Below are 14357 nucleotides of genomic sequence, written 5' to 3'. Positions count from 1 at the left end.
CTTGCTGAGCGAGAACGATGCGGAACGACGATGACACTGGCTGAGACCTCCCTGTTCGAAGACCCCGACTGTCGCACCACGACAGCCAAGCCGCTCGCTCGTGAACGCGGCGGCGCCCGCGACGTCATCGTGCCCATTCCCGCCGACTTCCGCCTGGCCTCTGGCGAACGGCTGAACCAGCCCAATATCGTCGGCCGCCTGCACGGTCGGATCGGCGCACCCGTGGTCGTCGTCGCCGGCGGCATCTCGGCCGGCCGGTTCGTCCACCGCACCGAGACCAACGGCCTGGGCTGGTGGTCGGGCGCCGTGTCGGTGCGCGGCCCCATCGACCTGAGCCGCTTCCAGGTTCTGGCCGTCGACTTCGCCCCCGGCGCAGAGTTCCTGGAAACCCCTGTCACCATCACCACCCACGACCAGGCCCGTCTGCTGGCCCTGGTTCTGACCCATCTGAAGATCGAGCGGGTCTCCGCCTTCGTCGGCTGCTCCTACGGCGGCATGGTCGGCCTGGCCTTCGCCGAACTGTTCCCCGACTGGGCCGAGCAGCTGATCGTGGTCTCGGCCGCCCACCGCGCCCACCCCCAGGCCACGGCCTGGCGCGGCATACAGCGCCGCATCCTTCAGTTCGCCGTCGCCGCCGGTCGCCCGGAAGAAGGCGTCGCCCTGGCCCGCGAACTGGCCATGACCACCTACCGCACGGCCGAGGAATTCCACGACCGGTTCGAGACCACCGCGCCCCAGGCCGTCGGCGGCGCCTATCCCGTCTGCGACTATCTGACGGCGCGGGGCCAGGCGTATCGCACCCACACCACCCCGGCCCGCTGGCTGTCGATGTCCGACTCGCTGGACCGCCACAGCGTGACGCCCGAGGCCATCACGACCCCCGTCACCCTGATCGGCTTCACCTCCGACCGGCTGGTGCCGATCGACGACATCCGCGAGCTGGCCGCGCGGCTACCGACCCTGTGGCGCTTCGTCGAAGCCCCCTCCCTGTATGGCCACGACGCCTTTCTGAAGGAGGACGCCTTCGTCGGCGACATCCTCCGCGCCGCCTTCAAGGACATCAAAGCATGACCCGCATCGCCAATCCGCACACCATCGCCGCCCGCACGGGCGTGGATACGGACACGGCGCACGGTGCGGTCATGCCGCCCCTGTATCTGTCGTCCAACTATTCCTTCGCCGGCTTCGAGCAGAAGCGGAAATACGACTACAGCCGGTCGGGCAACCCCACGCGCGACGTCCTGGCCGAGACCCTGGCCGAGCTGGAAAGCGGCGCGGGTTGCGTCATCACCGCCACCGGCATGGCGGCGGTCGACCTGCCCCTGGCCCTGCTGGAGCCCGGCGACCTGCTGATCGCGCCGCACGACTGTTACGGCGGCACCTGCCGCCTGCTGAACGCCCGCGCCAGGAAGGGCCATTTCGACCTGCTGCTGGTCGATCAGGGCGATCCCGTCGCCTTCGAGGCGGCCCTGGCGCTGAAGCCCAAACTGGTCCTGGTCGAGACCCCGTCAAACCCGTTGCTGCGGCTGGTGGACGTGGCCGACATCTGCACCCGCGCCCATGCCGCAGGCGCCAAGGTCGTCTGCGACAACACCTTCCTGTCGCCGGCGCTTCAGAACCCGATCAAGCTGGGCGCCGACTTCGTCGTTCACTCGACGACCAAGTTCATCAACGGCCATTCCGACGTGGTCGGCGGCGCCGTCATCTCGGCCGACGCCGAGGATCACCAGACCCTGGCCTGGTGGGCCAACTGCACCGGGGTGACCGGCTCCCCCTTCGACGCCTATCTGACCCTGCGCGGCGTGCGCACCCTGTTCGCCCGCATCGAGCGCCAGCAAGCCACCGCCGGCCGGATCGCCGAACTGCTGGACGCCCACCCGGCGGTCAAGGTGGTCCATTATCCCGGCCTGGCGTCCCACCCCAACCACGCCCTGGTCGCGGCCCAACAGGCCGGCCCCGGCGCCATGCTCAGCTTCGAACTGGAAGGCGGCACGGACGCGGTGCGCGACTTGGTCGAAGCGCTGGAGATCTTCACCCTGGCGGAATCCCTGGGCGGCGTCGAAAGCCTGATCGCCCACCCCGCCACCATGACCCATGCCGCCATGACGCCGGAACAGCGCGCGACCGCCGGCATCGGCGACGGCCTGGTGCGGCTGTCGGTCGGTCTGGAGCATGTCGAGGACCTGATCGCCGACCTCTTCCCTGCCCTGGACGCCGTGATCCCGGCCAAGGCCGAAGCCGCCTGATTTTTTGCTTGCAGAGGGGGCCGAACCGGGGCAAATGCGCCGCCCCGGCCGCGGTCCCTTCGTCTATCGGTTAGGACGTCAGGTTTTCAACCTGAAAAGAGGGGTTCGACTCCCCTAGGGACTGCCACCGGCGATTTCCGATATCATTGGTAGATAGCTGCTTATTTCGCGGCTAGCGTCCCTTTATGTCTAGCTCTCATCCAAAGCTCGTCCCCAACAAATGGCGTGCAGTTGTCAACCCATGGGTTCGCGACCATGAGCTTGCTCACGCCCTCATTCTTCGATCCTCGATCCTGTGGAGCTACAGCCACGTCGAGCAAAAGCTGACCGATTTGGTGATCCGATGTTCGAGCGAGGCCGAATACAGAGACATTGCTGAAAAACCGCCCTTCAGCAGCTCAGCTAGAGTGAAGTACCTCCGAAAGGTTCTAGCCGCGCCGGGCCCACTCCATCGCTTTCAGTCTTTCGGAACTGCAATCCTCGACCGCTACGATGCAAGCCGCACAGTTCGAAACCGTATGGCGCACGCGGATATGGAAGTTCTTCAGAACTGGGGAATCGTTTTTGATGAAATCGTGATCGATGGTGGCGAAATCAGTCACCGTCGCGAGCGCTATTGGGAAGGACGGTTGGAGGACGAAGCGGTGAAGGCGGCACGTTTCAGCAAGGCCGTTCAGAAAATCCACTACGCCCTTTTTTAGAGACTCCGAGGTCTAATCTCACCAGCAGCAACGATCGCTCCGGGCCCGGATTAAGATTTCAGTAATTATTTTGTTCGGAACCGGGCAGTAAGCCCTTCGATTCACGGACTTTTTTCGGACGCACTCAGGAACTATCCACAGGGACTGTGGTTAACCCGTCGTTAGCTCGGCGCAGAAGCGCCTCTCCCTCCTGAACCGAGACACCCATGTTCATCGCCATCGCCCGTCCGGCGGTGGAGCCCCAAGGCCCCGACGCCGTCGCCGTCCCCGGCTCCCCCGCCATCGTCGAACTGTCGCCCCGCGCCCTGCATGCGCGCCTGCTGGAAAACGCCGCCCTGCGCCGGATGCGCGGGCAGGAACGTCGTCGCGAGCATCGGCTCGAAGACGCCGACTACTGGCTGCACGCCGCGCCCATGGCGGTTCGCAAAGCCAGCGCCCTGCGCGAGGAACGCAGCTTCGCGCCCCTGCCCTGAGCAACTGTAGCGATCAGCGCAGTTCGGGCGTGCGGCGGCGCAGAGAGGCCTTCAGCTTCTCCAGCTTCTGGCCCGCCGACTTGGGCCGCACGCGCTTGCGGTGTTCCAGCCCGCCGCCCCACAGGGCATGGACCGGCGCATCCAGATGCGGATGGCGGTCGTGCTGGTGGACGATGGGGCTGACGCTGCCGTCAAGATTGATCACCTTGCCGTCTGCAAAGGTCAGCCCCTCGCCCGGCGTCAGGCCCAGGGTCGCCACGCGGCCGTAGTTGGGTCGGATCGACGCGCCGACCAGCCCCTGATGGATCGCCATGTTGAAGCCCGCCTGATCGGCGCCGAAGGCCCCGCCGAACTCCGAACGCGGCGTCGCCGCCAGCGACAGGATCAGCCGCGACAGGCGCGAGACCTCGGCGCGCGGCCCCAGGATCGTGCCGACGCACAGGCAGGCCTTGTCGGCCAACGACGCCGCGATCCCCTCGCCGAACAGGGCGCGCAGATATTTCATGTTGAAGGCGTGATCGGCCAGCGGCGCCTCGGCCTCGACGAAGGCCTCCAGACCCTCGGGCGCCGGCGAGAACGGCGCGGCTTGGAAGATCACGTCGCGCACGTCGCAGGCCAGGGCCGCGCCGGGACGATCCCCCAGCAGACCGGCGAAGGCCACGAACCGCTGCATCACCGGATGGGGCGCCCAGCCGCGCCACACAGGCGCATCGACGGCGATCACGTCGTGCTGGGCCAGGAAGGCGCGCAGGGCCGGCTCGGCGTCCACGACCAGGGCGACAGGCCCGTCGAACACCGCCCTCAGCGACAGGACGAAAGGCGCGATGTCGGCGGCGTCGTAGCCGGTGGCGTAGCCGACCACCACATCGCCGTCGGGCAGGGGCGCGATCGCGCGTCCGACCTCCAGCGCTTGGGCCAGCCAGTCCAGATAGTCCGACCGGACGGCCCCCTGTTTCATGGCGTCAGCGCGGGCCCATCAGGTCGGCGAACCGGTCGAACAGATACAGGCTGTCGGCCGGGCCGGGAGAGGCCTCGGGGTGGTGCTGGACGCTGAAGATCGGCTTGTCCTTGACGGCGATGCCGCAGTTGGTGCCGTCGAACAGGCTGACGTGGGTTTCGGTCACGGCGTCGGGCAGGCTGTCGCGATCGACGGTGAAGCCGTGGTTCATCGAGACGATCTCAACCTTGCCGGTGGTCAGGTCCTTGACCGGATGGTTGGCGCCGTGGTGGCCCTGTTCCATCTTCACCGTCCTGGCGCCCAGGGCCAGGGCCAGCATCTGGTGGCCCAGGCAGATGCCCATCAGGGGCTTGCCGCTGGCGACCAGCTTCTGAATCTCGGGCACCGCGTATTCGCCGGTCGCGGCCGGATCGCCCGGACCGTTCGACAGGACGACGCCGTCCGGATTGCGGGCCAGAACCTCTTCCGCCGTCGTCGTCGCCGGGACCACGGTGATCTTGGCGCCGGTCGAGGCCAGGGCGCGCAGGATGTTGCGCTTCACCCCATAGTCGATGACGACCACGGACTTGCGGCCTTCAGTCTTCGGATGACCTTCCGGCCATTCCCACAGGCCCTCGTCCCATTCGAACGCCTGAAGCGTCGAGGCGGGCTTGGCCAGGTCCAGACCGACCAGGCCGGTCCAGGCGCGGGCCTGGGCGATCAAAGCGTCCAGGTCGAATTCGCCGTTCGGATCATGGGCGATGACCGCGTGCGGGGCGCCCTTGTCGCGGATGATCTTGGTCAGGGCGCGGGTGTCCACGCCGGCTAAACCCACCACGCCGCGCCGCTTCATCCAGTCGTCGAAACTGGCGTCCGAGCGATAGTTGGCCGGATCGGTCGGCACGTCGCGGAAGATGGCGCCCCGCGCCGAGGTGTCCGAACCGCCGCCGATCTGTTCGATGTCTTCCACGTTCGTGCCGGTGTTGCCGACGTGGGGGAAGGTGAAGGCCAGGATCTGGCTCATGTAGGACGGGTCGGTCAGAATTTCCTGATAGCCGGTCATGGCGGTGTTGAAGACCACCTCGCCCAGGGCCGAACCGACCGCGCCGACGCCGATCCCCTGCAGGACCGTGCCGTCGGCGAGCGCGAGGACGCCCGTGGCGCCCGGAAGAATCTTCGTCGTCATGGGCGCGCTCCTACACACGAATCCGGCCCGAAAGGCGGCCGAACGCAAACGGCGGCGTCGTTAAGCCCTGCAGTCGCCGGGGTCAACGACCATCGGTGATGGAAGCCGGCCCGATCAGCTGGAAAGTCGCCGTCGCCCCGCCCTGGGCGTGCGGCGCCAGCCACACGTCGAACAGGCCCGGCTCGATGCGCCAGGTCTCGTCCGCGCCGATGAAGCCCAGCTGACGCGGGTTCAGGGTGAAGGTTACCTTCTCGCTCTGGCCCGGACGCAGCGACACCCGCTTGAAGTCCTTCAGCAGCCGCCCCGGCTGGGTAAGGCTGGCGACCCGGTCGTGGATATAGAGCTGCACCAGCTCCTCGGCCGCGCGCGATCCGGTGTTGGTCACGGTCACCGCGACATCCAGCGTGCCGGCCCACTGAAGCTTGTCGCTCTGCATCTCGATCGGCCCATAGCTGATCGCGCCATAGGTCAGGCCATAGCCGAACGGATACAGCGCCGTATTGGGCGTCTCGCGATAGCGGGACTTGTATTCCTCGGTCGCCAGATCGGGGTTGGCCGGGCGGCCGGTCGTCTTGCGGTCGTAGGAATAGGGCTGCTGGCCCGACTTGTGCGGGAAACTGATCGGCAGACGCGCCGACGGGCCGTGATCGCCGAACAGGACGTCGGCGACGGCATGGCCCATCTGTTCGCCCAGGAACCAGGTCACGACGATGGCCTGGGCGTTCTTCACATTGCCTTCCAGCGCCAGGGCCCGGCCGTTGCGCAGCAGGATGACGATCGGCTTGCCCAGGGCCGTCATGGCGTCGACCAGCGCCATCTGCGGCGCAGGCACGACGATCTCGGTGCGCGACTGGGCCTCGCCCGACATGTTCGTCGCCTCGCCGATGGCCAGGACGATGACGTCGGCGTCGCGGGCGGCCGCGATGGCCTGTTCGATCCCGCCGGCCAGCGGCGTCTCGACACCCGAACCGCGCGCGATGGTCAGACGCTGGGGATCGCTCATGGCCGCACGGAAGCCGGCCTCCAGCGAGACCCGACGCTCGGGCGCGCCCCAGATGGTCCACGGCCCCCAGACATTGTCCACGTCGTCGGCGAACGGGCCGATCAGGGCGATTTTCTGGCTCTTGTTCAGCGGCAACAGCCCATTGTCGTTCTTCAGCAGCACGACCGACTTGCGGCCCGCCTCGCGCGACAGTTCGATATGTTCGCGCGCGCCCACCACGGCCTTCTCACGCACCGGATCGGTGCCGCGGTAGGGATCGTCGAACAGGCCAAGGGCCGCCTTGGTGTTCAGGACGCGGCGCACCGCCTCGTCCAGACGCGCCATCGACACCTCGCCCGAGGCCACGAGGCCGGGCAGATGCTCCAGATACAGACCCGACACCATGGACACGTCCACCCCGGCGTTGAACGCCAGGCGCGCGGCGTCGCGGCCATCCTCGGCGAACCCGTGGGCCACCAGCTCCTGCTCGGAGGTGTAGTCGGAGACGACGAAGCCCTCGAAGCCCCATTCGCCGCGCAGGATGTCGGTCAGCAGCTTGCGGCTGCCCGACGCCGGCACGCCGTTCACGTCGTTGAAGGCGCTCATGATCGACAGGGCGCCGGCGTCCACCGAGGCCTTGAACGGCGGCAGGAAGACCCCGCGCAGCGTCTGCTCGCTCATGTCGGTGGTGTTGTATTCCATCCCGCCGACGGCGGCGGAATAGGCGGCCATGTGTTTGGCGGTGGCCAGGACGGCGTCACGGTCGTCCAGCCCCTTGTCGCCCTGGAAGCCGCGCACCCGGGCGGCGGCCAGCAGGTTGTTCAGCAGCACGTCCTCGCCGGCGCCCTCGACGTTGCGGCCCCAGCGCTGGTCGCGCGCCACGTCCACCATCGGCGCATAGGTCTGGTGCACGGCCGACGCCGCCGTCTCGACCGCCGCCGCCCGCGCGGTGCGTCGCGCCAGTTCGGTGTCGAAGGCTGCGGCTTCCGCCAGCGGCACGGGGAAGATGGTGGACAGGCCGTGGATCACGTCCGCCGCGAACAGCAGCGGGATCTTCAGCCGGCTCTCCTCCATCGCCACCTGCTGGATGCGGCGGCCCGTCTCGGCGCCGATGCCGTTGAACAGGCTGCCGACCTTGCCTTCGCGGATCAGGGCGGTGACGCGCGCGGGGTCCCCCGTGCCGTCCAGCGGGTTCACCGCCGTGGGCATCCACCGGAACGGATCGGCCAGCAGATTCAGCTGTCCCGCCTTCTCCTCGACCGTCATGGCCGCGATCAGATCCTCGATCTTCTGGCGGTGACGCGCGACGGTGCGGGACGCTTGGGCGGATACAGGCATGGGGAAAACTCCGGCGCCCATCAGGGCCAAAAGCCCCAGGCCAGACAAGAAATTTCTACGGGAAGCCGCAGGCTTGAGAGGTCGCGTCATACGGGTGGCGCTCCTTGCGGGGGACTAATCGAGCAGCGAGAGCGCAGGCCTAGCCTCTCGCCCCCGGCGGCTTCAACCCCCGCCCCCGATGTAAATCGATGTAACGCCTCGGTGCGCGGTCACGCCGCGTTTCATGTAGAGGCGTTGCCCCCGCTTCATCGCCCCGCTTCATCCCAGGGCGATGTCCAGGAACATCATCCCTACCAGGCCGATCATCAGACCGATCATCGAGCCCTCTCCCTTGGACTTCTCGCGGGTCTCGGGAATGATCTCGGCGGTGACGACATAGATCATGGCCCCGGCCGCCAGGCCCAGCCCCCAAGGCAGGGCGCCGGGCAAGACATCGACAACGCTGGCGCCGATCAGGCCCCCGACCGGCTCGACCAGACCAGAGGCCAGGGCCGCGAGAAAGGACGGCCAACGCCCATACCCCAGGGTCGCCATCGCCGCCGAAACCGCCAGCCCCTCGGGCATGTTCTGAATGCCGATGCCCAGCGCCGTGGACAGCCCCTGATGCATGTCGCCGCCGCCGAAGCTGACGCCCACGGCCGCGCCCTCGGGGAAGTTGTGCAGGGTGATGGCGATGATGAACAGCCAGATGCGCCGCGACAGGTCGCGCGATCCCGCCGGGCCGATGGCCAGCATGTCCACCGGTGCGAACCGGTTCATCAGGCCGATCACCGTCGCCCCGATCAGCACCGCCGCCGCCATCACTCCGGCCGCTGCCGCCTGGCTGGCCCCGCCGGCCTGCAACACGTCCACGCCGGGAATGATCAGGGAGAAGAAGGATGCCGCCAGCATGACCCCGGCGGCGAAACCCAACAGCGCGCTCTGGGTCTGCACCCCCGCCTTGCGGAAGAACAGCAGCGGCACGGCGCCGACCGCCGTCATCATGCCCGCCGCCAGACTGCCGAGACCACCCGCCGCAATGGGGGAAAGAGATTCCATCATTCGCCTGCATTGCGGCGCGATGCGGCAAGAGACAAGCCCGAATACTCGCGTTAGAGAAACCGTCATGTCCCAGGCCGTCGCCCTCCCCCCGAGCCCAAGCCCTGGAGCTGACGCTGCGTCGGCCCTGGCGGCCGCGCGGCGCGTCGTGGTCAAGATCGGTTCGTCCCTGCTGATCGACGCGGCCACGCGCCGGCCGACGCGCGACTGGCTGGCCGCCGTCGCCTCCGATCTGGCCACGCTGAAGGCCGAGGGCCGCGAGGTCATCGTCGTCTCGTCCGGCTCCATCGCCCTGGGTCGAGGCCGGCTGCCGGACCTGGGCGCGCGGCTGGAGGACAAGCAGGCGGCCGCCTCGGTCGGTCAGTCCCTGCTGATGGCCGCCTGGTCCGAGGCCCTGGCCCCGCACGGCCTGATCGCCGGGCAGGTGCTGCTTACCCGCGACGACACCGAACGCCGCCGCCGCTGGCTGAACGCCCGCGCGACGGTCGAGGCCCTGCTGGCCCACGGCGTCATCCCCATCGTCAACGAGAACGACACGGTCGCCACCGAAGAGATCCGTTACGGCGACAATGACCGGCTGGCGGCGCGCACGGCCCAGCTGGCGCGGGCGGATCTGCTGATCCTGCTGTCGGACGTGGACGGCCTCTACACCGCCGATCCGCGCCGTGATCCGAGCGCCGCCCACCTGCCCCTGATCGACAGCCTGAGCCCCGACATCCTGGCCATGGGCGGGGGCGCCAACGCCGATGCGGGCGTGGGAACCGGCGGCATGGCGACCAAGCTGGCGGCGGCTCAGATCGCGCGCTCGGCCGGATGCGCCACCATCATCGCCTCGGGTCAGACGCTTGCACCTCTGTCGGCCGTTCGCGACGGCGCCCGCGCCACCCTGATCGCCGCGCCCAACGGACCGATGGCCGCCTATAAACAGTGGATCGCCGGCAGCCTGTCGCCGGCCGGAACCCTGACGCTGGACGCCGGCGCCGTCACGGCGCTGAAGGCGGGCAAGAGCCTGCTGCCCGCCGGGGTCGTCGCGGTGTCCGGCGGCTTCGAGAAGGGCGACTGCGTGCGCCTGATCGACCCGGACGGCCGCTCGGTCGGGGTGGGTCTTGCCGCCTACGCCGCAGACGAGGCCGCGCGCATTCGCGGCCGCCGTTCCGACGAGATCGAGGCCCTGCTGGGCTATCGCGGGGCCTCGGTGCTGATCCACCGCGACGACATGGTGCTGGACGACCGATGAGCGATCTGAAGACCCGAATGCTGGACCCCCAAATGCTGGAGATGGGCCAGCGCGCCCGTACGGCCGCAGCCGCCTTGCGCGAAGCCCCCGCCGCCGCCCGCACCCGCGCGCTGGAAATCCTGTCCGCAAAGCTGGCGGCGGCCGAAACCGCCCTCTTGGCCGCCAACGCCCGCGACGTGGAGGCCGCCCGCGCCAATGGCATGACCGAGGCCCTGATCGACCGGCTGTCGCTGACGCCCGCCCGCGTCGCCGGCATGGCTCAGGCTGTCGCGACCATCGCCGCCGTGCCCGACCCCCTGGGCGTCGAGACCGAACGCTGGACCCCCGCCAACGGCCTGGACATCGCCCGCGTCCGCACCCCCATCGGCGTGCTGGGCGTGATCTACGAAAGCCGCCCCAACGTCACCGCCGACGCCGCCGCCCTGTGCATCCGCTCGGGCAATGCGGCGATCCTGCGCTGCGGTTCGGACTGCCTGCAATCGTCGCTCGCCATCGCCTCCCTGATCGCCGAGGCCCTGGCCGAGGCGGACTTGCCCGCTGACGCGATCCAGTTGGTCGACACCCCCGACCGCGAGGCCGTGGGGCTGATGCTGACCGGGCTGGACGGCGCCATCGACGTGATCATTCCGCGCGGCGGCAAGAGCCTGGTCGCCCGCGTCCAGGCCGAGGCCCGCACGGCGGTGCTCAGCCATCTGGAAGGCCTGAACCACACCTATCTGCACGAAGCCGCCGATCTGGAGGTCGCGCGAGCCGTGGTGGTGAACGCTAAGATGCGGCGGGTTTCGGTCTGCGGCGCGACCGAGACCCTGCTGGTGGATCGGGCGGGGGCGCAACGCCTGCTGCCCCCCGTCGCCGCCGACCTGATCGCCGCCGGCTGCGAACTGCGCGGCGACGCCGAGGCTAGCGCCCTGGTCCCCGAGATGACGCCCGCGACCGAGACCGACTGGGCCACCGAATATCTGGCGCCCATCCTGGCTGTGCGGATCGTGGACGATCTGGACGCCGCGACGGATCACATCGCCCGCTGCGGCTCGGGCCACACCGAGGCCATCGTCACCACCGACACGGCCGCCGCCGAACGGTTCGCGGCGCGGGTGGACAGCGCCATCGTCCTGATCAACGCCTCGACCCAGTTCGCCGACGGCGGCGAGTTCGGCTTCGGCGGCGAAATCGGCATCTCCACCAACCGCCTGCACGCGCGCGGCCCGGTCGGCGCCGAACAGCTGACCACCTACAAATACGTCGTGCGCGGCCAGGGTCAGATCAGGCCGTAAATTTGCAGGCAGAGGGCTTTTCCCTCAACCTCGACGCATGATCACCAGCCGCCTGACATCCAAGGGCAAGACCACCATCCCGCAGCCAGTGCGCGCGGCTCTGAACCTACGAGACGGCGACGAACTGCAGTACGGCCTGCAAGGCGACCACGTTGTGCTCACCAAGGTGCAGCAAACGCCGGAAGTCTTTGCCGTCTTCGACGAATGGCACAGCGAAACTGACCGCAAGGCCTACGCCAAGCTTTGATTTTCATCTCCCTCCCCGTTCGGGGAGGGTGGCTGAGCCGCAGGCGAAGCCGGGTGGGGGCGGCCCAGCAAAGCATCGCTGAACGAAAAGAGGCGGCTCGTTTCCGAGCCGCCCCCACCCGGTCGCTGGCGCGACCACCCTCCCCCGGAGGGGGAGGGAGATTAGTGCGTCACCTCAGCCGCGTTGCGGCAGAGCATAAGCGATGACGTAATCGCCCTCCGGCGTCTCCATGAAGTGGTGGCCGCCGGCCATGATGACCAGATACTGGCGGCCGTTCTGCTCATAGATCATCGGGTTGGCCTGGCCGCCCGCAGGCAGGACGTCGGACCAGACGGTCTTGCCCGTCTCGATGTCGATGGCGCGGATCAGGTCGTCCGTCGCCGCAGCGATGAAGATCAGGCCGCCCGCCGTGACCACCGAGCCGCCGTTGTTCGGCGTGCCGATCTCCAGCGGCAGGTGCGAGGCGATGCCCCATGGACCGTTCTTGCGCGCTGTGCCGAACGGACGGTCCCACAGGGTCTTGCCCGAGCGCATGTCGATGGCGGTGATGCCGCCGTACGGAGGCTCCTTGCACAGCAGGCCGGTCCACTTCACGCGCCAGCCGGCGTTGACGTCGATGGCGTAGGGCACGCCGATCTGCGGATCGCCGGCGCCTTCGCCCTTGGACAGGCTGCCGCCGCGTTCGGCCGCTTCCTTCTGCTGGGCGATGTAGCGGGGGTCGTCGCGCGGGAACCAGCCCTTTTCGTTCGCCTCGGCGCGGGGCACCAGCCGGTTGTAGTTGGGCATGTCGTTATAGTTTGCGACGATCACGCCGCGCGCCGGATCGACCGCCACGCCGCCCCAGTCCGAACCGCCGTTGTAGCCCGGATAGTTGATGTAGTGATTGGTCGAGGGCGGGGTGTAGTAGCCCTGATAGTTCGCCTTCTTGAAGTTGATGCGGCACATCATCTGATCGATCGGCGACATGCCCCACATGTCCGCCTCGACCAGGTTCGGCTTGCGCAGGGTGGCGAACAGCGAGAACGGCTGGGTCGGCGAACGCTGGCCCTGTTCCGTGCCGCCGGAGGTCGGAACGCGGCGCTCCTCGACACCGTGCAGCAGTTGGCCGGTGGCGCGGTTGAACACATAGATATCGCCCTGTTTGGAGGGCAGCAGCACGGCGGGCACGACGCCGTTCGCGGTCGGATAATCGATCAACGTCGCCTGCGAACCGAGGTCGAAGTCCCAGACGTCGTTATGCACCGTCTGATAATGCCATCGCGGCTTGCCGGTGGTCACGTCCAGCGCGACCAGCGAGGTCGAATACTGTTTCTCAAGCGGACGGCGCGAGCTGGACCAGTAGTCGGCGGCCGAGTTGCCCATCGGCAGATAGACCAGGCCCAGGGCCTCGTCGCCTGTCGCCGTCGTCCACATGTTCGGGGTGCCCGGCGTATAGGTCTCGCCCTTGGGCGGCAGGCCGCTGCGGTCGGGGCGCATCATGTCCCAGGCAAACCGAAGCGCGCCGGTCTCGACGTCGAAGCCCTGGATCACGCCGGACGCGTTCCAGCGTTTCTGGCCGTCCAGCACCTGATGCCCGGTTACGATGATCCCGCGCACGATGACGGGGGCCGAGGTGATCGACACCATGCCGGGATAGGGATCGCCCATGCCGGTCTTGATGCTGACGGCGCCGTTCTGACCGAAGGCCGGGCACGGGCGGCCGGTGCGGGCATCGACCGCGACGATGCGGCCGTCCAGCGTGCCTTCGACGATCTTGGTCGCGCAGGGCTCGGCCGGATTGGCGTTGGCCCGCGCATGATAGGTCACGCCGCGGCAGGCGGCGGTATAGGGGATCTGGTCGTCGGCGACCTGGGGGTCATAGGTCCAGATCTGCTTGCCGGTGGAGGCGTCCAGCGCGAACAGCTTGTTCCGCGCCGAGCAGAGATAGACGGTGTCGCCCACCTTCAGCGGCGTGGTCTCCGCCCCCCACCGCTCGCCGGGCAGATCGCCGGTGCGGAAGGTCCAGGCCCGTTCCAGCCGGCCGACATTGTCCTTGTTGATCTGGTTCAGCGGCGAATAGCGCTGGGCGCTGTCGGTGCCGCCATAGGCCGGCCAGTCGGCGCCGGTCTTCAGCAGGGCCGGATCGTTGTAGCCGCCGCGCACGCCGGGAACCGGGCTCATCACCTGCGCCTGATTGGCCTGAGCGACCGCGAAACCGAAGACGACGGTCAGGACTGCAAGCCCCAGGGCGCCGAAGCCCGCCGTCTTGCCCCCGCCGCGCGACCGCAGCACGGGCAGGGTCGCAAGCACCAGGAACATCAGCACCAGCGGGCCGACCAGGCGCGGCACCAGGGCCCAGCCGTTCAGGCCCTTTTCCCACAGCGCCCAGATCACCGTGGCGACGAAGACCGCCCCATAGACCCACGCCCCGCGAACGTCGCGCCAGATAAGCAAAAGGCCTGCTGCGATCAGCGCCAGACCCGCGAGCAGATAGTACCAGGAGCCACCCAACATCACGAGCTGGACACCCCCGACGGTCAGCACCAGACCGATCACGGCCAGCAAAAGACCGAGAAGCAGCGTCAGCCACCCTCCCGGTCCGGTCGGGGTTGTCCATCGCGGCATGATCGCACTCTCTGGCTGCATATTGAGCTTCGGCAACGTTTGGGCGCCACTGAGGTTCCTAATTGTCGCACCCAGGAACCAAAAGCCGTTGCGC

12 protein-coding genes and 1 tRNA gene are annotated in these 14357 nt (G+C 68.2%); 8 read left to right on the top strand and 5 right to left on the bottom strand.

Translation table 11 applies throughout. The features are described 5' to 3' along the window. Window positions 1-30: 30 nt before the first annotated feature. The 5 genes from metX to ACP693_RS05125 all read left to right on the top strand — a co-directional run bounded on the left by metX (window position 31) and on the right by ACP693_RS05125 (window position 3420). Window positions 31-1071: a homoserine O-succinyltransferase MetX gene (metX, locus tag ACP693_RS05145; protein ID WP_159846284.1), complete on the top strand. Its 1041-nt coding sequence runs from the start codon at window positions 31-33 to the stop codon at window positions 1069-1071. Next, window positions 1068-2246, top strand: coding sequence for a cystathionine gamma-synthase (metB, locus tag ACP693_RS05140; RefSeq protein WP_426018429.1), 1179 nt, complete (start codon window positions 1068-1070; stop codon window positions 2244-2246). Before metX ends, metB begins: the two co-directional genes overlap by 4 nt. Window positions 2247-2298: 52 nt before the next feature. Beyond that, window positions 2299-2373, top strand: a tRNA-Glu gene (locus ACP693_RS05135). Between the two features lie 58 nt (window positions 2374-2431). Beyond that, on the top strand, window positions 2432-2947 hold the full coding sequence (locus ACP693_RS05130; protein ID WP_426018431.1) for a hypothetical protein: 516 nt from the start codon (window positions 2432-2434) through the stop codon (window positions 2945-2947). Window positions 2948-3153: 206 nt separating this feature from the next. Beyond that, entirely contained in the window at window positions 3154-3420 is a 267-nt protein-coding gene (locus ACP693_RS05125) for a hypothetical protein (RefSeq protein WP_346494145.1), read from the top strand. Between the two features lie 13 nt (window positions 3421-3433). Here the strand turns inward: ACP693_RS05125 and ACP693_RS05120 are convergent, their stop codons facing one another. The 4 genes from ACP693_RS05120 to ACP693_RS05105 all read right to left on the bottom strand — a co-directional run bounded on the left by ACP693_RS05120 (window position 3434) and on the right by ACP693_RS05105 (window position 8901). Next, complete coding sequence (locus ACP693_RS05120) at window positions 3434-4378, bottom strand: hypothetical protein (RefSeq protein WP_426018433.1); 945 nt, start codon at window positions 4376-4378, stop codon at window positions 3434-3436. Window positions 4379-4382: 4 nt separating this feature from the next. Continuing rightward, window positions 4383-5543, bottom strand: coding sequence for a glutamine-hydrolyzing carbamoyl-phosphate synthase small subunit (gene carA / locus ACP693_RS05115; RefSeq protein WP_426018435.1), 1161 nt, complete (start codon window positions 5541-5543; stop codon window positions 4383-4385). Window positions 5544-5625: 82 nt separating this feature from the next. Then, a complete protein-coding gene (locus tag ACP693_RS05110; protein ID WP_426018437.1) occupies window positions 5626-7863 on the bottom strand; it encodes a glycoside hydrolase family 3 N-terminal domain-containing protein in 2238 nt (745 codons plus the stop codon). A gap of 258 nt (window positions 7864-8121) precedes the next feature. After that, the gene (locus ACP693_RS05105; RefSeq protein WP_346494152.1) at window positions 8122-8901 is read right to left on the bottom strand and encodes a ZIP family metal transporter; all 780 of its coding nucleotides are present in this window, start codon (window positions 8899-8901) and stop codon (window positions 8122-8124) included. Window positions 8902-8968: 67 nt separating this feature from the next. Between ACP693_RS05105 and proB the strand changes: the two genes are divergently transcribed. Genes proB through ACP693_RS05090 form a run of 3 tightly spaced genes read left to right on the top strand, consistent with a single transcriptional unit; the run spans window position 8969 to window position 11659 of the window. Next, window positions 8969-10138, top strand: a complete 1170-nt coding sequence (proB, locus tag ACP693_RS05100) for a glutamate 5-kinase (protein ID WP_426018439.1) — start codon at window positions 8969-8971, stop codon at window positions 10136-10138. After that, window positions 10135-11412 (top strand): glutamate-5-semialdehyde dehydrogenase, encoded by a 1278-nt coding sequence (locus ACP693_RS05095; RefSeq protein ID WP_426018441.1) that lies wholly within the window; start codon window positions 10135-10137, stop codon window positions 11410-11412. Before proB ends, ACP693_RS05095 begins: the two co-directional genes overlap by 4 nt. A gap of 37 nt (window positions 11413-11449) precedes the next feature. Next, window positions 11450-11659 carry an AbrB/MazE/SpoVT family DNA-binding domain-containing protein gene (locus ACP693_RS05090; RefSeq protein WP_426018443.1) on the top strand — a complete coding sequence of 70 codons (210 nt, stop codon included), beginning with the start codon at window positions 11450-11452 and terminating at the stop codon, window positions 11657-11659. 174 nt (window positions 11660-11833) lie between these two features. Here ACP693_RS05090 and ACP693_RS05085 read toward each other — a convergent pair whose 3' ends face one another. Beyond that, on the bottom strand, window positions 11834-14263 hold the full coding sequence (locus ACP693_RS05085; RefSeq protein ID WP_426018445.1) for a membrane-bound PQQ-dependent dehydrogenase, glucose/quinate/shikimate family: 2430 nt from the start codon (window positions 14261-14263) through the stop codon (window positions 11834-11836). Window positions 14264-14357 lie beyond the last annotated feature (94 nt).

It is taken from the genome of Brevundimonas sp. TWP1-3 (assembly GCF_049896085.1).
GTDB lineage: Bacteria > Pseudomonadota > Alphaproteobacteria > Caulobacterales > Caulobacteraceae > Brevundimonas.
This window is presented reverse-complemented; position numbering and strand designations above follow the sequence as displayed.